This is a genomic window from Pusillimonas sp. (assembly GCF_044464525.1).
Taxonomy (GTDB): Bacteria; Pseudomonadota; Gammaproteobacteria; order Burkholderiales; family Burkholderiaceae_B; genus Pusillimonas.
This window is the reverse complement of sequence record NZ_JBIQLE010000018.1, coordinates 36959-58663: the sequence shown is the minus strand read 5'-3', so window position 1 is coordinate 58663 and position 21705 is coordinate 36959. Positions and strand designations below refer to the sequence as shown.

Sequence of the window (21705 nt, the reverse complement as noted above, 5' to 3'; positions counted from 1 at the left end):
GCCGGCGGGCGCTCCGGGAGCCACGCCGGAATTTTTATTTTTGCAGCAGGTTATTGAATATTTCCTTAGGGTTGCCGATTGAGTCACCGCGCCACGCCACGATCTGGTCCGGCCGGATCAGCGCGAAGTCGGCTTCATACAATTCGCGGGCCTGCCTAACGGCAATGACGGTGAGGTCGACATTGTTTTGACGGGCCGCCTCGACGAAGGCTGCGCCTTGCGTGTCGGCGCCCATGCACAGCAGCGTCCATTCGAATCCGAAGACATCATAAAGCGACCGTGTATCGTCCAGCCACATGTGGGGCGGGCGCCCGCCGGGGCAGGCGGTGGCGGTGTAGGTATTGGCGCCATCCGGCGGCGGTGTGGTGCCATCGGGAATGATCGCAGGCGAGCCATCGTAGCGGCCCCCGAATGTGATGCCTGGAATGTTGAATTCGGCGCGGCCATGGGCGTTCATGTGTTCGCCGGCTACACGTCGAGCTGTTTCGCCCGCGGTGCTGTCGTCTTCAATTTCGGCAGCGGGCACAAACAGGCCGAGCGAATCGGCAAAAGTGCGCGCATAGCCTGTGTTGCGCACGGCCAGTGGCTTGCGCTCGGCCTCGTAGGTGTCGAGCAAGCCTGGATCGGCTTGGCCCTTGAGCACCGCGGCCAGTTTCCAGCCCAGATTGACTGCGTCTTCGACGGCTGTGTTGTAGCCCAGGCCGCCGGTGGGGGTGAACAGGTGGGCCGCGTCCCCGCCGATGAAGACCCGGCCTTTCTGCATGCCGTCCGAGACCAGGGCGTGGCCGGCCGTCCAGGTGCCATGCGACAGGATTTCGACTGGGACGTCAACGCCCACGCCTTCCTGGAACATCCGGCGAGCATCATCTTCGGTGAGTTGATCTTCGTGCTCGCCTTCTTTCAGCTGCGTATGAAAAGCGAACTCGCCCTTGCCGTCGACCGTCGCCATGAAGGCGCGGCGCTGCGGGTTGACGCAAACGTTCATCCACGCCGGTGCGTGTGGCACCACGTTGTAGAACTCGGGGGCGCGGGCATAGATGGCGTACATGCGCCCGCCCATGAAGTCGCGCTTGACGCCGGTTTCGCCGGTGTAATGAAAGCCGAGCTGCTCGCGCGTTATGCTGCGGGGGCCGTCGGCGCCAAGCATATAGGCAGCGACGATGCGGTGCTTGCGGCCGTCTTCAATCGACTCGACATCAATAACGACGTTCGAGCCTGTGTCATTGAAGGCTGTCATGCGCCAACCGTAGTTGATGCTGATGCTTGGCAGCTTCTGGGCGTGCTTGCGTAGAACTTGCTCGACATATTTTTGCGACACTCGGTGGGGCAGCTCGGCCGCACTCCACGAGCCCGACAGTGAATGAATGCGCTTTTTGGCCTCGGCCGCCGAGGGCAGGCTGAAGCGGGCCAGCTCGTAGCGTGCATAACGCGTGAAGTAGGCGATGTCGGTGGGAAAATCGTTGGGCAAGCCCAGGTCGCGGACTTCGTCTGCAAACCCCAGGCGCCGGAAATGCTCCATGGTGCGAGCTTGCGTTGCGTTGGCCTGCGGGTTGAACGCCGTGCTGGGCTTGTCGTCGAACAGCACGGCGTCAATGCCGCGTCGACCCAGTTCGTTGGCAAGCATCAGGCCGCAGGGACCGCCGCCGATTATGGCGACCGAAACCTGATCTGGAAGCATATGGACCTCTTCGGAAATTAGTGCGATTTCGGTAATAGTAAGGATGCCTGACTATATTGTCAATAAGCTTCAGCTTTGACGACTGAATTTAGAAACCGTAATAGCACGGGTTTCGTAGACGATGATCGCGAAGTAGATGCAGGGAATCGTTCTGCTGCGGCTACTAAGAATTTGCGATGTTATGAAGACTGCGTGTACGCGGCCAGCGCCTGTTTCAGGGCTTTGAAGCGGGCCTCGCCCAGTTCGCCGGCCATTTCCTGTTCGGCATGGTGCAGGGCCGAGCCGAAGGCGTCCAGCCAAGCCAGGCCGGCCTCGGTGAAATAGACGATTTTGGCGCGCCCGTCTGCCGGATCGCGCCTGCGTTCGAGGATGCCGGTAGCTTCGAGCTGGTTTATGAGTTCGCTGATGGACTGTTTGGTAATGCCGGCTCGCCGCGCCAATTCGGTTGCGCGGGTACCTGCCTGGTCGAGATTACGGGTGACAGTGATATGGCTGAGCGAGAAGCCGTGGTAGCCGGCTGCCTCCATCTGGCGCAAGATTTCACTTTCAAAGCGGTCGATGGCCTCATTCAATAGGCGGCCAATGTTCTCCCGACGCCAGTGGGGGTCGGCAGCATGCGGCGCGGCCGGCTCGGAAGAAGCCGGATCGGCTGAAGGGATGGCTATTTTTGGTTTACTGTTCTTGGTGCTGGACATCGAAATACGGGGCTCGAAGTGTGTAGGTCTGAACCCGCAAAAAAGTTTATGGCGGGGGCCTGGTCAGATGCCGCTGGCAACAGGGTGCTCGTCGAAAGCCGACTCGGCGCCTTCCAGCCACTTCTGGCCGCGCTGATACAAGGCCTGCACTATCGGGCCGGTCAGCTCGGGCATATCAGGCTTGATCTTGAAGCCAAGGCGGGATTGCAGATAGGCAAGGTGGCGGTAGCCTTGTGGAAATTGCTGAAGCAGGGTTTGGTCCAGCTCAAGACGTGCCGCAGGGTTCAGAAGGTCGATGCGGTCTTTTTCATAGATGGGCTGACGGCGTACGATACGCCACTCGTCCCTTCCGGCGATGTTGCGCTGTTCGAAAAAATCATAGAAACGGCCGGTGCACAGCACATCCACTCGCTGCCCGTCCACCTCGGCTCGCTGGCTGATGGTCATTTTGGTTTGGGCAATGGCGCGCTTGCCTTGCACGTCGACGCTGCCGCCGCCCAGAAAGTGCAGGATGGAAACGCCTTTTTCGAAGCCGCTGCGGCTAACCTCAATGAATTGCGAGGCGGGGCCCTGGAACCAAGTGGCGGACATCCAGCCGTCATCGTGCCAAACAGTGGCGAAGCGGTCCCAAAAACCGGCGTCGCGCCATATCGCCCAATTCTGCACTACTTCTGCGATTTGCAGCCTGTTCTTGAAGTCTTGGTCCATGCCGACTCTCCGGAAAGTGAATCCATGCTCCGGATTATGCTACATCATTGCAGCGCATGGCGCGGCCGGGCCGACAGGCATGGCGATGGCGATGGCGATGGACCGGGGCTGGCAATGGCAATGGCAATGTGGCGCCTGGGCGCGTTTGCTCGCCAAGGGCAATTGGTGCAGGGCTTAGGGAAGTGAAGCAGTGCCGCACCGGTTATGAAGCTTGCGCAACATAACCGGCGGGGGAGGAGATGGCTCGGCGCCCCCGACTATGGCCCGCAACTTGCGAGCTGAGCGGGGCGCCGAGACTGGGTGCCGGCTTATAGGCCGGGGTCTTTTACGTCTTTGAAGGTTTCGAATTCGACGTTGTAGATTTCGCCGTCGACCATTTCAGAGCGACGGATATAGACGTTTTGCACGATATCGCGGGTTTCGGGATCGATGGAGATGGGGCCGCGGGGGCTGGTCCAGCTCATGCCCTTCATGGCGTCGAGCAGTTGATCGCCCGTGGCGTCGGCGCCGGCCTTTTCAAGCGCGGCATAGATTACGTGCATACCGTCGTAGCCGCCCACCGACATGAAGTTGGGCCGCATGTTGCCGGAAGCCTTGCGGAACGCCTCGACATACTCTTTGTTTTCGGGGGAGTCGTGCGCAGCCGAGTAGTGCTGGCCGGTAACGATGTCAAGGGCTTCGGAGCCCATGCTGGGCAGCAGGTCGTCGTCGAGCACGTCGCCGGTGCCGATGAGCTTGATGCCGGCTTCTTTAAGGCCTTTTTCAACGAACTGCTTCATGAGGGCGGTGCCGGCGCCGGAAGGCACGAAGATGAAGACCGCATCGGGCTTGCTGTCTTTTACGCGCTGCAGGAAGGGAGCGAAATCGGGGTTTTGCAGGGGTACCCGCAGCGACTCGACGATTTCTCCGCCATTGGCGGTGAACTCTTTAACGAAGACTTTTTCGGAATCGTGGCCCGGACCGTAGTCGGAGATAAGCGTGGTAACCCGCTTGATGCCGGAATCGGGACGCGCCGCCCATTGTGCAATGGGCGTAACGATTTGCGGCACGGTTTGCGACGTGCGCACGATGTAGGGCGACTTTTCCATGATGGAGGAGGTGGCCGCGGCCATCACCACCATGGGCGTCTTGGATTGGGTGGCAACCGGAGCGGCGGCAAAAGCCAGCGGGGTCAGCCCGAAACCGGCCAAGGCGTTGACTTTTTCTTGCACGACCAGCTCTTGTGCGAGGCGGCGGGTAACTTCGGGGGCCAAGCCGGTGTCGTCTTTGAGGATAACCTGGATTTTGCGGCCTGCAACGGTGTCGCCGTGCTGGTCCATATATAGTTTGACTGCGGTGTTGATTTGTTTGCCGGTTGAGGCGAACGGCCCTGTCATGGGCAGGATCAAGCCGATTTTGAACGGCTCTGCCGCCTGCGCCGTTGCTGCTACAGCAAGCAGGCTGGTTGCAAGCACGGTTTTCAGAATGCGCTTCATGTTGTCTTCTCCAAGGGTAGACTCGAATTGTTCATGCCGACCTGACCGCGCGCAGGTGGTTTTCCATCGTTGTTTTTTAATATTTTTCAATATTAGCAACGTATAGCCACAAAAGAAATTGGCGCGCGTCAAGTTGACCGACAGTTTGTCACATTCAGTGTGCTTTGTCTTTAGGTATAGCCCCTAAGAACGCAATTTTTCCACCAGACGAAAAATCGGCCTGTCTAAAAGTGGAGACAAGCCGATTTTATGCTGCTCTGAACTGGTTTCCCGCGTATGCGGAAACGGGTTTTCTTAGGCGTGAACCAGCAGTTCAGTACACTGACTTATGCCTTGGCCGAGACACAATCAGCGGTGACGGCGATGATGGTGCTTGGGTCCTTTGTGGTGATGGCGCTTGTGTACCTGCCGATGTGGAGGACCGTTGTAATGGCTGCGGCCGCCTCGATTCCAGTCGCGACGATTGGAGCGGCGCTCTTCGGTAAGAATGTTGCCCAGCAGGCCGCCGGCGGCTGCTCCACCGATGGCGTACAGAGGGTCGCCCTGGGAAATGACCGCCCCGGCGGCGGCGCCCAGGCCGGCGCCTATCAGTGTATTGTCGGTTTTGCGGTCACGTGCCGAAGCGCATCCGGCCATGGCAAAGGCCAGTATGCCTATGATGGACAGCTTAACGAGGTTGAACGGCTTATTCATGGGGTTTGCTCCGTTTGCCATTAAGTAATGGGTCAAGCGTAGCCAGCCCGCCTAGCAGCCACAAGTCTCAAGCGGCGTTTTGCAGCGAACTGAAACTATTGATGCATGCCACGGGGTAGTTGGTAACCGCTTTGTTGCAGCGGGCCGCCGCTGAAGTCACAATTCGTACAGTTTGTGAGTGCGTTTGCAAAGCCGCAGACGGGCCAAAGTGTTATCAAAGGGGTTTCCAAGGTTATGCAGATTCACAAGAAATGCCTTGCTGTGGCGATGGCGGCTTTTTTATATGGCGCCGCGGCTGCCGCCCAACTCGTGACAGCACCGTTGGCCGACGAAGACCTCAACCCCGAGGCTGGCAGCGGCTACGTTGAAAAAGAGCTGGTGCGCGCAAAGCACTTCATGGTGGCCAGTGCAAACCCGCTGGCCTCGGAAGCGGGCTATGCGATGCTGAAAAAGGGCGGTAGCGCCATTGATGCCGCAATTGCCGCCCAGCTTGTGCTTAATCTGACAGAGCCCCAGTCGTCAGGAATAGGCGGTGGCGGCTTTATTGTGTATTACGACAGGGCTAATGACACCGTCAAAACCTATGACGGTCGTGAGACCGCTCCGGCGTCGGCCACACCCGAGCGCTTCATGCGCGATGGTCGGCCACTGCCGTTCGGCGCCGCGATCAACAGCGGTCTTTCAGTGGGCGTGCCGGGCCTGTTACGTGCAATGGAACTGGCGCACATGCAACAGGGAAAACTGCCCTGGCACGACCTTTTCGCACCCGCGATCAAGCTCGCCGAAGAGGGCTTTCCCGTTTCGCACCGGATGCATTCGATGATCAGCCGTAGCAAGGGGCTGGCCGAGCAGGCCGCGGCGGCAGCTTACTTCTTTGACGAGGAAGGAAAACCGTGGCCTGTCGGCCATGTGCTGAAGAATCCTGCGCTGGCCGATGTGTTTCGGCGGGCGGCGGCAGGTGGCGCCAAAGTGTTCTATACCGGCGACATTGCCGCTGACGTTGTCGCTGCCGTGAATGGGCACGAACGGCCGGGCGATATGACGCTGGCGGATTTGGCTGCCTACCAAGCGAAGGAGCGCGGCCCGGTGTGCGGGATGTATCGCATTTATCGTGTTTGCGGCATGCCGCCTCCTAGTTCGGGGGGGGCTGGCATCTTGCAAATGCTGGGAATTCTCGAGCAGTTTCCCATGGCTACCTTCGGCCCAACCAGTAAAGAGGCGGTGCATTACTTTTCAGAGGCAGGCCGCCTGGCGTATGCGGATCGCGATTACTACTTTGCCGATCCGGATTTTGTCGAGGTTCCGGTCAAGAGCTTGATCGATCCCGTGTACCTTAAGGCGCGAGCCGGCCTTGTTCAGCCGGAACAGAGCATGGGAACGGCCCCGCCTGGAGACCCTCTTTCCCGCTTGGCGGAGCTGGGGCGGGACGATGCCCTGGAGATACCATCGACTACCCACATAGTGGCCGCAGACGCTGAAGGCAATGTGCTTTCCATGACAACCTCCATCGAGTCGGCATTCGGCAGCAAGATTTTTGTGCGTGGCTTCCTGCTTAATAATCAGCTCACCGATTTTTCTCGCAATCCGGTGGATGAAGATGGAAAGTTGGTTGCCAATCGCGTTGAGCCCAACAAGCGGCCGCGCAGCACGATGGCGCCGATTATCGTGTTTCGCGCCGGCCTTCCTTTCATGGCGGTGGGGTCGCCAGGAGGCAGCGCCATTATGAATTACGTCGCCAAGACGCTGGTCGGCGTCATTGACTGGAAGCTCAACGTCCAACAGGCCATTTCGTTGCCCAACTATGGCAGTCGCAATAAGCAGACCGAGCTAGAACGCGGGACTTCGCTTGAGCAATTGGTGCAGCCGCTTCGCGCAATGGGTCACGATGTGAGCCTGCATGAATTCCCGAGCGGCCTGCAAGGCATCGTCATGGATCAAAATGGTTTGTCGGGTGGCGCCGACCCCCGTCGCGAAGGAGTTGTGCTGGGCGATTGATGCCGGCGATCAGATACAGATGGGGTTTGGCGCAGCCGGCAATTCGGCCGAGATAACAACCTATGAATACAATCGGATGCGATGCATCTTATTGAACCAGGCTTGAATCATGAATTACAACTGGAACTGGATGGTTTTTTGGGAGCCGTCGCCGGATGGCTCGGGTACCTATCTTTATACCCTGATACGCGGGGTTTACTGGACGCTCGGCGCGTCCGCCGCGGCCTGGATCATTGCGCTGGTTTTTGGCGTCGTGGTGGGCGTGCTGCGCACCAGCCGTATTGGCTGGCTTGAGCGCATTTGCGCGGGCTATGTTGAGCTGTTTCGCAATATACCCCTGCTGGTGCAGATATTCCTTTGGTATTTTGTCATGCCCGAAGTGGTGCCCCAGGCGCTGGGCGACACCATCAAGTCGGCCGACCCCACCTGGAGCACATTCTGGACGGCGGTTATTGCACTGGGGCTGTTCACCTCGGCGCGTATCGCCGAGCAGATACGTGCCGGCATCGAATCGCTGCCGCTCGGGCAAGACATGGCGGCGACGGCGCTGGGGCTGACACGCCCGCAAACCTATCGCTACGTGCTGCTGCCGATTACGGCGCGCATCATCATGCCTCCGCTGGTGTCCGAAGCCTTGAACCTGATCAAGAATTCGTCGGTGGCCTTCACCATCGGCTTGCTGGAGCTTACCGGCGCGGCCAGGGCCATGCAGGAATTCACCTTCCAGATATTCGAGTCGTTTGCGGCTGCGACGGTGCTGTATCTGATCATCAACATAGTGGTGGTGGCCGGTATGCGCTACATCGAGAAGCGCTATCAGGTACCTGGGTACCTGGGCGCGGCAAGGTAGGGGGCGCACGATGAACGGATTCGATTTCGACACAATTATCCGCACGGCGCCGTACGTGATCCAGGTGGGCTTGATGTTCACCTTGAAGCTCACAGCGCTGTCCACCATCGGGGCCGTCATTCTTGGCACGTTGCTGGCCATGATGCGCTTGTCATCCAACCGGCTGGTGTCAGGGGTGGCCGGAAGCTATGTGAACCTGATGCGGGCCTTGCCGCTGATTCTGATTATCTTCTGGTTTTATTTTCTGGTGCCCTACATTGTGGGCTGGATCACCCAGGCCGGCCGACCCATTGCTGTGGGCGGTTTTACCTCGGCGTTGATCACATTCATCTTGTTTGAAGCGGCTTATTTTTGCGAAATCATGCGGGCGGGCATACAGTCAATTCCTCGTGGTCAGGCGGAAGCTGGTTATGCATTGGGCCTGAATTACTGGCAGGTTATGGGCAAGATCGTGTTGCCGCAGGCGTTTCGCAATATGACACCGCTTCTGCTTACACAGATGATCGTACTATTCCAGGATACGTCGCTGGTTTATGTGCTTTCGCTAACCGACTTCCTGGGTGCGGCCAATAACGTGGCGCAGCGCGATGGGCGTCTGATAGAAATGTTTGTCTTTGCCGCTGTGGTCTATTTCGTTATCTCGTACACCGCGTCACGCCTCGTCAAGGTAATCGAGCGGCGCATGGTTATTGCTCGTTAGGCGCAAGGAGCTTTGCAGTGATTGAATTCAAGGATGTCAGTAAATGGTATGGCTCGTTCCAAGTCTTGAAGAACTGCTCGACTTCGGTTCAGAAAGGCGAGGTCGTCGTGGTGTGCGGCCCCTCGGGCTCCGGCAAGTCTACTTTGATCAAGACGGCCAATGCGCTTGAGCCTTTTCAAGAGGGCGAAATCTGGGTTAACGGTGTTTCGGTGGGCGCGCGCGATACGAACCTGCCCAAGCTTCGTTCGCAGATAGGCATGGTGTTTCAGCACTTCGAGCTGTTTCCCCATTTGTCGGTAATGCGGAATTTAACCTTGGCACAGGTCAAGGTGCTGCGCCGCAACGAGGCCGAAGCCAAGAAAAGGGGGCGGGAGCTGCTCGAACGGGTGGGGCTCAGCGCCCACATGGACAAGTTCCCGGGGCAATTGTCGGGCGGTCAGCAACAACGCGTGGCAATAGCACGGGCGCTGGCCATGGACCCGGTTGCGATGCTTTTTGATGAGCCCACCTCCGCCTTGGACCCAGAGATGGTGAACGAAGTGCTGGACGTCATGGTCGATCTGGCCCGCGAAGGGATGACGATGATGGTGGTCACGCACGAGATGGGTTTTGCTCGCAAGGTCGCCGACCGGGTGGTGTTCATGGACGAGGGGGCGGTGGTAGAAGATTGCCTCAAGGAAGAGTTTTTTGGCAGCCCTGAAGAACGCTCGGATCGCGCCAAGCAGTTCTTGTCCAAAATTTTGTCGCATTGATGCTGCGCCCCGTTACTCGCAGCCGGCCGCGCGCGGCACGCCGGTCGGCGCTGTCGCGCCAAGCTGGTACGCTGCCTGGGTAAAGGGCTCCCAGCCGACCCGTCACCGCTCCGAGCCGCATCTGCCGAGCACAATTATCCCGGCGTTCCCGTTATGGGCAGCACGATGCCGGTGATGTAGCTGGAACATACCGGCGATGCCAAGAATACGTACGCCGGAGAAAGCTCTTCGGGTTGGGCCGGACGGCCGAGCTTGGCGCTCTTGCCGAATTTTTCCAACTGCTCCGGCTGTCTGTCGGCAGGATTCAGTGGGGTCCAAACCGGGCCGGGGGCTACCGCATTGACGCGAATTTCCTTTTCAACCAGGTTGGCGGCCAGGGACATGGTGAAGGCGTGGATGGCGCCTTTGGTGGCAGAGTAGTCGATCAGTTGCCCCTGACCTTTCAAGCCCGTGACCGAGCCGGTGTTGATGATGCTGGCCCCCGCCTTCAGATATGGCAGCGCCGCTCTGGCCATATAGAAATACCCGTAGATGTTGGTGCGCATGGTTTCGTCGAAGCGCTCGTCGGTGATGTCTTCGAGCGAAGCGGCGTGTTCCTGGAAGGCTGCGTTGTTGACGAGAATATCCAGTTGGCCAAAGGCTTCGACGGTTTGCCGGACGGCATCGCGGCAGTAGGTGGGGTTCTTTACGTCGCCCGGAATGCAGATGGCTCGACGGCCTTCGGCCTCAATGTAGCGGCAGGTTTCTTTGGCGTCTTCATGTTCATTCAGGTAAAGAACGGCGACATTGGCGCCTTCGCGGGCGAACAGCACCGCAACGGCGCGGCCTATGCCTGAATCACCGCCCGTCACGATGGCCGACATGCCGCGCAGCTTCTCACTGCCTTGGTAGTCGGGCGCCAGAAATTGCGGGCGTGGATCCATATCATTTTCTTCGCCGGGCTTCTCCAGCTTTTGGCCTGGCATGGGCGGTTCAGGATGTTCTCGAGGGCCAGTCTGCGCGGCGCCTTGTTTTGAAGAGCCGCCAGAGCCCGATTTTTCTTTGTCGATCCGGTCTTGTTCGTCCTGTAGGCGGCGCTGTTTGTCGGCGGCCTGTTCAGCCTGTTTGCGATCATCGTGGGTATCTTTGGTCATTTTCAACTCCTGGGTTCAAGTGGATGGCGAGGCGCGAATTTCACTCAGCCGTCGGCTTGATGCTTTCGAGTGCTGTCGTGGCGGGCCCGTGCAGCACCTCCCCGTCTGGACGAAAACGCGAGCCATGGCAGGGGCAGTCCCAAGTCAAGTCGATCTCGTTCCATTCGACAACGCATCCCATGTGTGTACAAACTGCAGATACTTCGTGAAGGCGTCCGTCCCTATCGCGGTACTGGGCGATGCTGTCGCCGTCGTTGCGAACGACACGCGCCCGGCCCAGGCCCAGATGTTCTGCGGCTTCAGGCGAACTGGATGACAAATGGTCCACCACAAACTGCTTGGCGGACATCAGGTTTTCCTTAAGAAATTCGGTGCCTCCGGCCAAGGGTTTGATGCGTGCAGCATCGAAAAGGTCTGAGCATGGGTTTTCGCGCTTCAATATTTCATCCGCGATGACGTGTGCGGCGACCACGCCATTGGTAATACCCCACGCGTTGAAACCCGTCGCGACGTATAGCCGGGGCGTTGACGACGAGGCCCTGCCCGCAAAAGGCATGCCGTCCATCGAGCGGAAGTCTTCGTTCGTCCATCGGAAAGTCGGCTCTTCGATGTCGAAGTGCTCGCGCAAGAAGGCTTCCAATTTGGTGAAGCTTTCGGACAAATCTTCGGGAACTCCGGTCTCATAGGCCGGACCAGCGGCAATGATGTGGTCGGCGCCGCTGGATGAATCGAGGCGGAATGAGTAGCTGGAGGCGCCCGCGGCAATGAACATGCCATCCAATGAAGAGCCGGCTGCAATCGGAGCGGCCGCGATACTATGGCTGAAGGTGAAGGCCTTGGCGAAAAACTTCCCGTCGGGCACCACGGGCAGATGGGTGGCCACCAATACGTGTCTCGCCCGTACTGTTTGGCCGGCCTGAGTCTTCACCTGCTGCGCGTCACCGTCCTGCACGACACCTACGACTCGGCTGTTCTCATACACCTGCGCCATGCGAGCGACTGTGCGGGCCAAGCCGGTCAAGTATTGAACAGGGTTGAACTGAGCCTGGTCGTCAAAGCACATGGCCGTGGTACAGGATACCGGCGCTGGAATCTCCTTCATTGTCCGTGCCGGCAGACCGAGCATCACCGCCGCAAGGGCCTCGTCGTTCACTTCGGAAGCGGTTTCAATGTCGGGAGCATAGATAAAGGCAGGCTTGCGCTCGAAGGCGCAGTCTATGCGTTCTTTTTCGACCATGGTCGCGATGCGCTCGACGGCTTCCTGGTTGGCCTGTGCATAGAGGCGCGCATTGTCCTCGCCGAAGTTTCGAATCAGGGTGCCGTAGAGCAATCCGTGTTGCGAAGTAATCTTGGCGGTGGAGCGGGCTGTGGCTTGTGAGGCGACTTGCAGCGCCTCCAGGACGACGACTTTTTTGCCGGCCCGTGCCAGTTCGTAGGCAGCGGTCAGGCCGACGATGCCCGCGCCTACGACGACGACATCTGCGCGGGTATCCTCTGCCAAAGAGGGGTAAGTCGTGGGCAGGTCGTTGGATACGGCTTCCCAGTATGTTTGAGTTTCTGATTTTCCCATGACGCACCTTTCGCTAGTGGCGGGCCGTCAAGAAACGGCCGCAGCAGCGTGCGTAGCAAACAACATGCCTCCTTTGTGGTTAACGCCGGTCTTCGAGCCTGGCGCGACGCTGGGCCGTTACAGCCCCAGGTCGGTGATCAGAGCTTTATGTTCGGCGGTTTCGCGATGGATGATGGCGCTGAATTCTTCCGGCGTGGCGGCTGACGGAATAAACGACATTTCTTCGAGGGTGCGGCGCAGCTTGGGATCGGTCATGAGACGGGCAACGTCAGCATGCACTTTGTCGACAATGTCGTCGGGTGTGCCGGCCGGAGCAAGCAGCCCGACCCAAGTTGAGAACTCGTAGTCCTTCAAGCCCGCTTCCTGGATGGAAGGCGCCTGGGGCAGCGCGGGCAGCCTTTCGGATGATAGTGTGGCCAAGGCTTGCATCGTGCCGTTTTCAATGTGCGGCAACGCCACCACGGCGGGTGGGAACATCAGTTGGGCCTGGCCGCTTGCCACGGCTATCGCCGCGGGGTTCACGCCGCGGTAGGGAATCTGCACCATGCTGATGTTCGCCTTGCGATTGAATATCTCGGTGGCCAGATGGACCGAGCTGCCGTTGCCGGAGGTGGAGTAGTTAAGCTCGCCGGGCCGCTGCCTGGCCAGCTCTATTAATTCCTGCACTGTTCCGACGCCGACCGACGGATGGACGACGATCAGATGCGGCGCCCAGGCGAACAAGGTGACTGCCCGCAGGTCGGCCATTGGATTGTATGGCAACTGCTTGATGGTGTAAGGCCCCATGGTGTGGCTGCTGCTGGTTGCCACCAGCAGCGTATAGCCGTCGGGCTTGGCCCGGGCGACGTAGCCCTCACCTATGGTGCCGGTGGCGCCGGCGCGGTTCTCGACCACCACCGGCTGGTTCCATATTTGCTCCAGCTTCTGGGCGATAAGCCGGGCCGGGATGTCGGAACTGCCTCCGGGCGGGAAGGGCACAACGAGCTTCACCGGCCTTGCCGGGTAATCGCTTGCGGCGAAGGCGGTGCCGCACAATGCCAGCCATATCGCTGCAACCCATGTTGGCAGTATTCGTTTGATTCGGACAAACAGAGTTGAAACGAAGGTGCTCATCGAAGATAGGACGAAGTTTTTCATGTCGCAAATTTACACAAGCGACCCAGGTTTCGTCCATCGCTGCGTGCATTTTCTTTCCTTGGCCCGGTAAATACCTCCTGCGGTTCGAGCCACCATGACCGTATGCTTTCACTCGTCCAGAATAGGCACGAAGCCGCCAAAAATCATGCGTTTTCCGTCGAAACACATGGCTTCGCCCATATCCTTCATGCGCGGGTCGCTCATCATTTTTTCCTGCGCCGACGTGCGTGCCTCTTTGGAGGGATATTCAAACCAGCTGAAAACCACCTTTTCGTCGTCCTTGGCCTGCACGGCGCGGCGGAAGTCCGTAACCTTCCCGTCGGGCACGTCGTCCTCCCAACACTCCACGAAGCGATCGACGCCAAACTCTTTGAACAGGGGAACCGCTTTTTTTGCCATGTCGTAATAGGCATCTTTATTGGCGGCCGGCACGGCCACGATGAATCCTTCAACGTATTTCATGCTTGTCTCCTTTGAGGAATGCCCGCCCTATGGTTGGGCGAACAGTATTTACTCCAATACGAACATATAGCCCGCCGGCGCCACCAGCAAATAAAGTGCCGGATAGAGCCGGCAGGCGTGGGTCATGCCAGCGCATGGCAATCAGCGCCGTGTTGGTAGCGGGTGGCGGCACCCGCGGGCCGAGCAATGCCCGAAGGGGCCAAGGACAGTGCGGTCTGGCTATACGCCATTTGATTAACTCTTATAGAAAATCGGTGCTATGCGAATGGGGTAGCCGCTACGTACACTGAAGCGGCATTCAAGTGCGGACATGGTTTGTGGCCGCAACGCCGACGATACACCTAGCGAGGCTCCATGAGCTCTTCACACGAATTTTTTCCGCCACCCAGCCAGATTGAGCGCATTGCCGTGTTGGGCCTGGGTTCGGTGGGCGCTAGTTGGGCGGCTCTGTTTATGGCCAGGGGTCTTGAGGTGGTGGCATACGATCCGGCGCCCGACGCCCGGGCGCGTGCCCGCAGCTTCATTAGCCAGGCTTGGCCGGCGCTAATCGAGCTGGGGCGTACGAAGGCGGCCGAGCCGGAATGGACACGGCTGCGCTTTGTCGAGTCGCCCGCGGCGGCGGCCCGCGAGGCGCAGGTCATACAAGAGAACATTCCCGAAAAGCCCGGCCTTAAAACCGCTGTGCTGGCCGAGGTGGATGCGGCGGCCGAAGCGTACAAGATTGTGCTCTCCAGCACGGGCGGCATTCCTCCCACGCAAATGCAAGCCGGCTTGCGGCACCCGGAACGCCTGGTGGTGCTGCATCCATTTAACCCCGCCCATCTGATTCCACTGGTGGAGGTGGTGGGCGGCAAGCAGACCTTGCCCGAAGTTGCGCAATGGGCGATGGATTTTGCCCGATATGTCGGCAAACGCCCCATCCGTTTGCACACTGAAGCCAGCGGCCACATGACCAACCGGCTGCAGTTTGCGCTGATGCGCGAAGCGGTGGCTTGTCTTGTCGAAGGTATTGCAAGCGCCGGTGATATCGACACTGCCGTGCGCTATGGCCTGGCGCCGCGCTGGGCGTTGATGGGCGGCCTCATGACCTTGCATTTGGCCGGGGGCGAAGGAGGAATGAAGGGCATACTCGATCATGCGGGCGACGCCATCCAGCAGTGGTGGCAGCCCGGGCCGGAGCCGCGCCTGACTCCCGAGGTGATTGAGCGCTTGGTGGAAGCGGCTCAAGAGGTATCGGCGGGGCGGCCCATAAACGATTGGGTGCAATGGCGCGACCGCTCACTGGTCGAGGTGTTGTCAATGCAAACTGAAATTGAGTCCGGCGAGCCAGGCTATAAGGCCGGCGGCGACACGGACGACAACTAGCAAAAGGATTATTCAGATGAGCGATAGTGCTGTTGATGCTCCCGCCAATTGGCCTGTTGGCCTGCCTTCATGCCTGAGCGTTTCGCGTCGGGACAATATCGCTGTTTTGACATTGAATCGTGCGGCCAAACGCAACGCGCTAAGCGATGAGCTGGTGCTGGGCATGCAGACATTCTTTTCCTCGATTCCCGCCGACGTGCAAGGCGTGGTCATGCATGGCGCGGGCGATGACTTCTGCGCCGGGCTTGACTTGAACGAGCTGAAGGAAACCACCACCGCCGAAAGCTTTGAAACCTCGATCATCGGCCAAAGGCTGAACGACACCATTCAGTTTTGCAAGGTGCCGGTCATTGCCGTGCTGCACGGAGCTGTGATCGGTGGCGGCCTCGAACTGGCTGCCTCGGCGCACATCCGTATTGCCGAGGCCACCGCCTACTACGCGCTGCCCGAGGGCACGCGCGGGATATTTCTGGGTTCGGGTGGCTCGGTGCGGTTGCCCCGGCTGATCGGCGCAGCGACGGTAATGGACATGATGTTGTCCGGGCGCGTCTATGAAGCTCAAGAAGCTCATACGGTATTGCGCCTTAGTCAGTATTTGGTCGAACCGGGTGCGGGGTTGGAAAGGGGCGTTGAGCTTGCCGCCAAGATCGCTCGCAACGCGCCTCTGGCCAACTTCGCCATCATCCAGTCCATTCCGCGCATCGTCGAGCAAGATCCCCAAGCCGGTTTATTCACCGAAATGCTGATGGTCGGGGTGGCGCAGGGCGATGAAGAGGCCAAGGCGCGCTTGCGAGCCTTTTTGGAACGCAAGGCGGACAAGGTCCAGCGCGGTTAAATCAAGAAAAGAGAGGTTTACGGTGGAACGACTTGCCGAATTTGACGTAAACGAATTGCGTGCCGAAGCTGAGGAGTTTCGACGCCACGTGGCGCGCTGGGTCGACGAACGATTGGCGCCGCAGGCGGCGCGGCTCGACGAAGACTCTGACTTTGGCCATGAACTGTTTCGTGAACTGGGCGGCTTGGGCTATTACGGCGCCATGTACCCGGAAAGCGCGGGCGGCAGCGGCCTGGCCTATCCCTATACCGCCTTTACCATATTGTGCGAAGAGCTTGCACGGGCGTCGATGTCTTTCGCGGCGTCGGTTTGCATGCAGGGCTCCACAGCCACCCACACAATCTTCAAATGGGGCGGCCCCGCCCTGCACCAGCGCTACCTGCTTCCGGCTTTACGAGGCGAGAAAATAGGCGCGTTCGCCATCACCGAGCCCAATGCGGGGTCGGACGCGGCCTCGTTGCGCACCCGGGCCGTACGTGTCGACGGCGGCTTCTGTCTGAACGGCTCCAAGATATTCACCTCCAATGGCACGGTGGCTGATTTCATCACCGTGGTAGCCACCACCGATCCGGCCAAGGGCCTGAAAGGCCTGGACCTATTTTTGGTGCCCACTGATTCGCCAGGCTTCTCGGTGGGGCGCAAACTGGAAAAATTCTCAGTGCGGGCGTCGGATACGGCCGAACTGGTGTTCCAGGATGTGTTCGTACCCGATGACCACCATTTGAACGATGGGCAGGCCTCGGGTTTCTTGAACGCCTATAAATCCCTGACTGTTGACCGCATCTTTACAGCGGCGTTGGCGCTGGGCAATGGGCGCGCGGCGTATGATGCCGCCCTTGCGTACGCTCAAGAGCGCTCGCAATTCGGCCGGCCTATCGGAAAATTCCAAGCGGTGCAGTTCAAGCTGGTAGACATGTTGGCCAAGCTCGAGCAAGCGCGTTTGTACACTTATCACGCGGCCGAACTAGCCGACCGGGGCGAGCCCATAACCACCGAAGCCGCCTTGTCCAAGATTGTCGCCGCTGACGGCTGCAACGAGGTGTGCCAGATGGCCATGTCGATTTTCGGAGGCTATGGGCTGATGAACGAATACCCGGTGCAGCGATTTTTACGAGATGCCTATTTTCCTTTGGTTGGCGGCGGAACCAGCGACATCATGCGCCTGATCGTGGCGCGCCAGCTTGGCTTCTGAGGGTAAGTACGGGTTTCCTAAAGTATTCTTTTGGTGCAACTTAGTGCATATAGTTTCAAGGTCGGATATTCATACAAGAATGATGCTGCTTATCGCGCCCATGGTGAACCGTCCGCCGCCTGGAAATCAGTTAACTATAAGTTGAAGTTCATCCGAAGTTCATCCCCCGATATATTGGAGACAAGATATGAAGAAAAAGCTTTTTGCGCTGGCCATGGCGGCCGCGATTCCCTTTTCGGCCGCGATCCCTTCATCCGCCGGCGCCCAGGTTACCGTGGGTATCATCACGGGGGCGACGGGGCCGGGCGCTTCGCTGGGCATTCCGTATAAAAATACTTTTGAAGTCGTCCCCCGCACTATGGGCGGCGAAACGGTTCGTTATGTGATTCTTGACGATGCCACCGACACCACCAACGCGGTCAGGTTGGCGCGCCGCCTTATCCAGGAAGACAAAGTCGACCTGATCATCGGTTCCAGCAGCGTTCCCACGACGATCGCCGTCTCCGAGGTGGCCAACGAACTCAAGACACCACAAATTTCGCTTTCGCCCCTGCCTGTCAAACCCGAGGACAATCCTTGGGCGTTCTCGGTGCCGCAACCCATCAACATCATGATGGGCTCGCAAGTCGAGCACATGCAAAAAGACGGCATCAAAACCGTCGGGTTTCTGGGTTTCGCCGATTCCTGGGGCGAGCTTGTCTTAACGGGTCTTAAGAACACCACCAAGGACGCTGGCATCGAAATCGTCGCCGAAGAACGCTACGGGCGAATCGACACCAGTGTTTCGGGCCAGGTGCTGAAGCTCATCGCCGCCAAGCCCGACGCGGTGGTGCTGGGCGGGTCGGGCACGCCCGGCGCGCTGCCTCAGGTGGCCCTGCGTGAACGCGGTTATAAAGGCCCCATTTACCATAATCACGGTGTTATCAACAGAGACTTCCTGCGGGTGGGCGGCGCGGCACTTGAAGGCGCTTACGCGCCAACAGGTCCGGTTATGGTCGCCGAGCAGTTGCCCGACAGCAACCCCATCAAGAAGGTCGCTCTAGAGTTCACCCAAGCTTACGAGGGTAAATTCGGCGAGGGCTCCCGGAACGCCTTTGCCGCCTATTCGTGGGACGCCTACCTGTTGGCGGATAATGCCATCAAAACCGCGCTCGAAAGCGCAAAGCCCGGTACGCCGGAATTCCGTACCGCCGTGCGCGACGCGCTTGAAAATAGTGAAGAAATCGTTGGCACCCATGGCGTGTACAACATGTCGCCCACAGACCATACCGGGGTCGACCAGCGTGCTTCCGCCCTTGTCCAGGTCGAGAAGGGCGACTGGAAACTGGTCGAGTAAACGCTGAAGCCGCGGAACGGTTTGTTTCGCGGCTCAGGTAATTCGAGTTCCGCCCGGAAGGCGCCGAAGCACCCGCACGAAGCCCATCGAAAGGACAAAGATGGCTGTCGCGGCCAACGGGGTTTGCCACGCGGTGCCTGTTGTGGGCGCATACACGCCTGATCGCTTGGCAATGTCCAGGAAGATCGGGTGCGCCAGGTAGACGCCGAATGTAAGGGGCGCTATCGCGGTCATGCGTGGCAGCTTGCGGGCGTTCAATATCAATTGAAAGACGGCTAGCGACATTAGCGGCACGGTCAAGCTGAAGGTGTCATAAAAATACACATTCAGGGCGTCGGCGGTGGACATCGCGCTGGCGCCCGCCGCCGTGACGCCGATGGCAAGAACCAAGATCAACCCCGGCCTGGGCAGGCGAAGCCGGCCTTCGAACATCATGCGGCCCGCTACGAAGTAGCTGATATACGGTAAGAACCAAGTCAAAAAGAAGCCATAGCCGCCTGCGTTCAGTTCGCGGTGCACGGTTTGGAGCATGGCCAGCACAAATATGCCCACTACGGCCGCCAGCTGCTGACGGTGAGAGCAGCGCGCGTACAGTGCGCGCAGGTAGGGGGCGAACAGGTAAAGGCCCACCAGCATGTACAGGTACCACAAGTGGTAGTAGGGCTCGCCGCCGGTTGCCTTGCGCAACCAGGCGGCAGCGTCCATGGGGACACCGTCAAGGCGGTACATCAGCCCGCCCCAAAGCAGGTAGAAGGCCGTCCAGAACACGATGGCCGGCGCGATGCGCGCGGCCCTCTTCTGGTAGAAATGCTTGAATGCCTCACGCTTTTCCGGGTTCAGCAGCAGCGCGCCGCTGATCATGACGAAAACAGGCACGCACCAGCGCGAGGCGGCGTCATAGAGATTGGCCCATTGCCAATCGGACGTTCCATATTCTGACACGCTGGTCAAGGGGAAAGCGGCGCAGTGAAGCAGCACGACCGCCAGCGCCGCCATCCAGCGGGCGGCATCGAGTTTATCGTAGTCGGCCTGTTCTGCGGCTGTAAACTGCGCGGACACAGCAGGGAGCGCTGTTGTGCTACCCGGGGTCCGGGCGGGTATAGAAGACATGTCACATATAGCGGTTGAAACAGCCCCCACCTTAGCAGCCGGCGTCCCGCCCGGCTTTACCACCCACTGCGAGATGTTGCCGAAAGTGAACGAGAGCGCACAAGGGGGCGCAAGCCTTCAGGTTTTGTGCGATTGCATCAGTTAACGGCATGTACGGATGCTTGTACATAAGCGTCCAGGGCGCAAGACAGGTCTTGCCAGAGCATTTCGGCGTCTTCCAGCCCCGCGTGCAGCCGCAACAGTGGGCCTTCCGCCTGCCACGAGGCGACGGCCCTTACCGGCGGGTCGATGGGTAGGGCGAGGCTTTCGAAACCACCCCATGACAAGCCCATGCCGAACAGGCACAAGCTATTGAACACCTTGGCCAGCGCGTGTTCCTGGTCAGGCACGGGCCGTAGCACTACGCCGAACAGCCCGCTTGCGCCCTTGAAATCACGCTTCCAGTAATGGTGACCGGGGGCATGAGGTAATGCCGGGTGCAGTACATCTTGCACCGCCGGGTGTTCCATCAGGCGTTTTGCAAGCAGCAGTGCAGTGTGCTGATGTCGTTGCAGCCGCACCGACAAGCTGCGCAGGCCGCGTAGCGCCAGATACAGGTCGTCAGGCCCGGCAATCTGGCCGAAGGCGTGTGCCGCATCGCGCAAGCCGGGCCAAGCCCTGGCGTTGGCGGAGACGGCGCCCAGAATGGCGTCGGAGTGTCCGACCAGGTATTTTGTGGCGGCATGGATGGATACGTCGACGCCGTGTTCCAGTGGTTTGAAGTACAGCGGCGTTGCCCAGGTATTGTCCATCATGACGATGGCGCCGCGTTGGCGGGCGGCTGCGGCAATGGCGGGCGTATCGCTCACTTCGAATGTTTGTGAGCCAGGTGACTCCAGGTAGACGACACGGGTGTTTGTCCGCATATGCAATGCGATCTGGGCTCCGTCCAGGGGTGAGAAGAACGTAACTTCAATACCCATGCGTGCCAGCGTGCATGTGGCGAATGCGCGCGTGGGCCCATAGACGTTGTCGGTCATCAGCACATGGTCACCGGGTGCTAAAAAGCCCAGCAACGCATGGGTGCAGGCGGCCAGGCCGGACGGGAAGACCACTGCGCCACGGGCGCCCTCTAGTTCGGCCAGCATGTCGCAGAACGCCTGTGTGGTGGGCGTGCCAAAGCGAGCGTAATGGCCGTAGGCATTGCCATTCGCGCGGCGTTTTCGTAATTCCTCGTATGAACCAACCAGCAAGGTCGATGCTCGACAAGCTGGGGTGTTGACCATGCCGCCGAAGCTTGACGGTGCACGGCCAGAGTGTATAAGCAGGGTGTCGTCAGGAGAAGAGTTCATGATGAATATGATATGCCGCATGCTCCGCATATTTATTGCTTTTATGTGAAGAAAAAGGCAATAATAAGAAAATTATTCCAAAATTTCTTATTTTTATAGATTTTTATTTCGCAAGTTTGGAGGCGGTCTGGACAAGTTCGATCGGCACCTTCTGAAGCTGCTTCAAGCAGATTGCTCCCTACCCATCAATGAATTGGCAGAAAGTGTGGGGCTGAGCCCCACGGCGTGCTGGCGTCGAGTGCAAAAGCTCGAAGAGCAGGGCGTGATCCGGGCACGAGTGGCGTTGCTGGACGGGGCCCGCCTGAATGTCGGCGTAACGGTATTTGTAGCGGTACGTACAAGTCGGCACGATGCCCGCTGGCTCGAGCAGTTTCATGCAACGGTGGCCACCATACCTGAGGTAGTCGAGCTTTATCGCATGTCGGGCGACACCGACTATTTGATGCGTGTGGTGGTACCTGATGTGGCGGCATACGATCAGGTTTACAAGCGCTTGATCCGGATGGCGGAACTCGCCGATGTCAGTTCCAGCTTCGCCATGGAACAGATTAAATACACAACCGCGCTTCCGCTGGATTATCTATCCGCCTGACAGTCCGGCTTTTAGGGCCTTTAGCGCTTCGACAGCCTGGCTAAAGCGGGAGTATGTCGCAATAATAATTTCTGTCTGTTCATGGTATTGCGGCCG

General features: G+C 59.0%; 20 protein-coding genes. 9 read left to right on the top strand and 11 right to left on the bottom strand.

Annotation, left to right across the window (positions count from 1 at the left end; genetic code table 11):
* Positions 1-34 precede the first annotated feature (34 nt).
* The 5 genes from ACIY1O_RS11420 to ACIY1O_RS11400 form a co-directional block, all read right to left on the bottom strand.
* Entirely contained in the window at positions 35-1678 is a 1644-nt protein-coding gene (locus tag ACIY1O_RS11420) for an FAD-dependent oxidoreductase (protein ID WP_397475215.1), read from the bottom strand.
* Between the two features lie 179 nt (positions 1679-1857).
* A complete protein-coding gene (locus ACIY1O_RS11415) occupies positions 1858-2373 on the bottom strand; it encodes a MarR family winged helix-turn-helix transcriptional regulator (RefSeq protein ID WP_397475214.1) in 516 nt (171 codons plus the stop codon).
* A 63-nt stretch (positions 2374-2436) separates the two neighbouring features.
* Entirely contained in the window at positions 2437-3081 is a 645-nt protein-coding gene (locus ACIY1O_RS11410; RefSeq protein WP_397475213.1) for a nuclear transport factor 2 family protein, read from the bottom strand.
* A 308-nt stretch (positions 3082-3389) separates the two neighbouring features.
* Complete coding sequence (locus ACIY1O_RS11405) at positions 3390-4556, bottom strand: ABC transporter substrate-binding protein (protein ID WP_397475212.1); 1167 nt, start codon at positions 4554-4556, stop codon at positions 3390-3392.
* Positions 4557-4904: 348 nt separating this feature from the next.
* Positions 4905-5249 carry a hypothetical protein gene (locus ACIY1O_RS11400; RefSeq protein ID WP_397475211.1) on the bottom strand — a complete coding sequence of 115 codons (345 nt, stop codon included), beginning with the start codon at positions 5247-5249 and terminating at the stop codon, positions 4905-4907.
* 234 nt (positions 5250-5483) lie between these two features.
* Here ACIY1O_RS11400 and ggt point away from each other — a divergent pair, with 234 nt between their 5' ends.
* From ggt to ACIY1O_RS11380, 4 genes are all read left to right on the top strand, one after another.
* Positions 5484-7244, top strand: a complete 1761-nt coding sequence (gene ggt / locus ACIY1O_RS11395; protein WP_397475210.1) for a gamma-glutamyltransferase — start codon at positions 5484-5486, stop codon at positions 7242-7244.
* A gap of 109 nt (positions 7245-7353) precedes the next feature.
* Entirely contained in the window at positions 7354-8094 is a 741-nt protein-coding gene (locus tag ACIY1O_RS11390; RefSeq protein WP_397475209.1) for an amino acid ABC transporter permease, read from the top strand.
* Positions 8095-8104: 10 nt separating this feature from the next.
* On the top strand, positions 8105-8794 hold the full coding sequence (locus tag ACIY1O_RS11385; protein ID WP_397475208.1) for an amino acid ABC transporter permease: 690 nt from the start codon (positions 8105-8107) through the stop codon (positions 8792-8794).
* Positions 8795-8811: 17 nt separating this feature from the next.
* On the top strand, positions 8812-9546 hold the full coding sequence (locus ACIY1O_RS11380) for an amino acid ABC transporter ATP-binding protein (RefSeq protein WP_397475207.1): 735 nt from the start codon (positions 8812-8814) through the stop codon (positions 9544-9546).
* 134 nt (positions 9547-9680) lie between these two features.
* On the opposite strand, the gene ACIY1O_RS11375 is transcribed toward ACIY1O_RS11380, so the two are convergent.
* The 4 genes from ACIY1O_RS11375 to ACIY1O_RS11360 form a co-directional block, all read right to left on the bottom strand.
* Positions 9681-10679: an SDR family oxidoreductase gene (locus ACIY1O_RS11375; RefSeq protein ID WP_397475206.1), complete on the bottom strand. Its 999-nt coding sequence runs from the start codon at positions 10677-10679 to the stop codon at positions 9681-9683.
* Between the two features lie 40 nt (positions 10680-10719).
* A complete protein-coding gene (locus tag ACIY1O_RS11370) occupies positions 10720-12249 on the bottom strand; it encodes an FAD-dependent oxidoreductase (RefSeq protein WP_397475205.1) in 1530 nt (509 codons plus the stop codon).
* Between the two features lie 117 nt (positions 12250-12366).
* Positions 12367-13239, bottom strand: coding sequence for a tripartite tricarboxylate transporter substrate binding protein (locus ACIY1O_RS11365; RefSeq protein WP_397475204.1), 873 nt, complete (start codon positions 13237-13239; stop codon positions 12367-12369).
* 255 nt (positions 13240-13494) lie between these two features.
* Positions 13495-13848 carry a DUF1428 domain-containing protein gene (locus ACIY1O_RS11360; protein WP_397475203.1) on the bottom strand — a complete coding sequence of 118 codons (354 nt, stop codon included), beginning with the start codon at positions 13846-13848 and terminating at the stop codon, positions 13495-13497.
* A 354-nt stretch (positions 13849-14202) separates the two neighbouring features.
* On the opposite strand from ACIY1O_RS11360, the gene ACIY1O_RS11355 reads away from it, so the two are divergent.
* The 4 genes from ACIY1O_RS11355 to ACIY1O_RS11340 all read left to right on the top strand — a co-directional run bounded on the left by ACIY1O_RS11355 (position 14203) and on the right by ACIY1O_RS11340 (position 18576).
* Positions 14203-15213 (top strand): 3-hydroxyacyl-CoA dehydrogenase NAD-binding domain-containing protein, encoded by a 1011-nt coding sequence (locus ACIY1O_RS11355; protein WP_397475202.1) that lies wholly within the window; start codon positions 14203-14205, stop codon positions 15211-15213.
* Positions 15214-15229: 16 nt separating this feature from the next.
* Complete coding sequence (locus ACIY1O_RS11350; RefSeq protein ID WP_397475201.1) at positions 15230-16048, top strand: crotonase/enoyl-CoA hydratase family protein; 819 nt, start codon at positions 15230-15232, stop codon at positions 16046-16048.
* Between the two features lie 22 nt (positions 16049-16070).
* Positions 16071-17240, top strand: a complete 1170-nt coding sequence (locus tag ACIY1O_RS11345) for an acyl-CoA dehydrogenase family protein (RefSeq protein WP_397475200.1) — start codon at positions 16071-16073, stop codon at positions 17238-17240.
* A 187-nt stretch (positions 17241-17427) separates the two neighbouring features.
* Entirely contained in the window at positions 17428-18576 is a 1149-nt protein-coding gene (locus ACIY1O_RS11340; RefSeq protein ID WP_397475199.1) for an ABC transporter substrate-binding protein, read from the top strand.
* A gap of 33 nt (positions 18577-18609) precedes the next feature.
* Here the strand turns inward: ACIY1O_RS11340 and ACIY1O_RS11335 are convergent, their stop codons facing one another.
* Positions 18610-19635 carry an acyltransferase gene (locus tag ACIY1O_RS11335; RefSeq protein ID WP_397475198.1) on the bottom strand — a complete coding sequence of 342 codons (1026 nt, stop codon included), beginning with the start codon at positions 19633-19635 and terminating at the stop codon, positions 18610-18612.
* A 188-nt stretch (positions 19636-19823) separates the two neighbouring features.
* Positions 19824-21017: a cystathionine beta-lyase gene (gene metC / locus ACIY1O_RS11330; RefSeq protein WP_397475197.1), complete on the bottom strand. Its 1194-nt coding sequence runs from the start codon at positions 21015-21017 to the stop codon at positions 19824-19826.
* Between the two features lie 127 nt (positions 21018-21144).
* On the opposite strand from metC, the gene ACIY1O_RS11325 reads away from it, so the two are divergent.
* Entirely contained in the window at positions 21145-21609 is a 465-nt protein-coding gene (locus ACIY1O_RS11325; RefSeq protein WP_397475229.1) for an Lrp/AsnC family transcriptional regulator, read from the top strand.
* The last annotated feature ends 96 nt before the right edge of the window (positions 21610-21705 follow it).

Bases quoted from the DNA above. Each gene is read 5' to 3' on its own strand.
- ACIY1O_RS11375 (WP_397475206.1), bottom strand. From the start codon at position 10,679: ATGACCAAAGATACCCACGATGATCGCAAACAGGCTGAACAGGCCGCC.
- ACIY1O_RS11410 (WP_397475213.1), bottom strand. From the start codon at position 3,081: ATGGACCAAGACTTCAAGAACAGGCTGCAAATCGCAGAAGTAGTGCAG.
- ACIY1O_RS11350 (WP_397475201.1), top strand. From the start codon at position 15,230: ATGAGCGATAGTGCTGTTGATGCTCCCGCCAATTGGCCTGTTGGCCTG.
- ACIY1O_RS11405 (WP_397475212.1), bottom strand. From the start codon at position 4,556: ATGAAGCGCATTCTGAAAACCGTGCTTGCAACCAGCCTGCTTGCTGTA.
- ACIY1O_RS11390 (WP_397475209.1), top strand. From the start codon at position 7,354: ATGAATTACAACTGGAACTGGATGGTTTTTTGGGAGCCGTCGCCGGAT.
- ACIY1O_RS11385 (WP_397475208.1), top strand. From the start codon at position 8,105: ATGAACGGATTCGATTTCGACACAATTATCCGCACGGCGCCGTACGTG.
- ACIY1O_RS11415 (WP_397475214.1), bottom strand. From the start codon at position 2,373: ATGTCCAGCACCAAGAACAGTAAACCAAAAATAGCCATCCCTTCAGCC.
- ACIY1O_RS11420 (WP_397475215.1), bottom strand. From the start codon at position 1,678: ATGCTTCCAGATCAGGTTTCGGTCGCCATAATCGGCGGCGGTCCCTGC.
- ACIY1O_RS11340 (WP_397475199.1), top strand. From the start codon at position 17,428: ATGAAGAAAAAGCTTTTTGCGCTGGCCATGGCGGCCGCGATTCCCTTT.
- ACIY1O_RS11360 (WP_397475203.1), bottom strand. From the start codon at position 13,848: ATGAAATACGTTGAAGGATTCATCGTGGCCGTGCCGGCCGCCAATAAA.
- metC (WP_397475197.1), bottom strand. From the start codon at position 21,017: ATGAACTCTTCTCCTGACGACACCCTGCTTATACACTCTGGCCGTGCA.
- ACIY1O_RS11400 (WP_397475211.1), bottom strand. From the start codon at position 5,249: ATGAATAAGCCGTTCAACCTCGTTAAGCTGTCCATCATAGGCATACTG.
- ggt (WP_397475210.1), top strand. From the start codon at position 5,484: ATGCAGATTCACAAGAAATGCCTTGCTGTGGCGATGGCGGCTTTTTTA.
- ACIY1O_RS11355 (WP_397475202.1), top strand. From the start codon at position 14,203: ATGAGCTCTTCACACGAATTTTTTCCGCCACCCAGCCAGATTGAGCGC.
- ACIY1O_RS11370 (WP_397475205.1), bottom strand. From the start codon at position 12,249: ATGGGAAAATCAGAAACTCAAACATACTGGGAAGCCGTATCCAACGAC.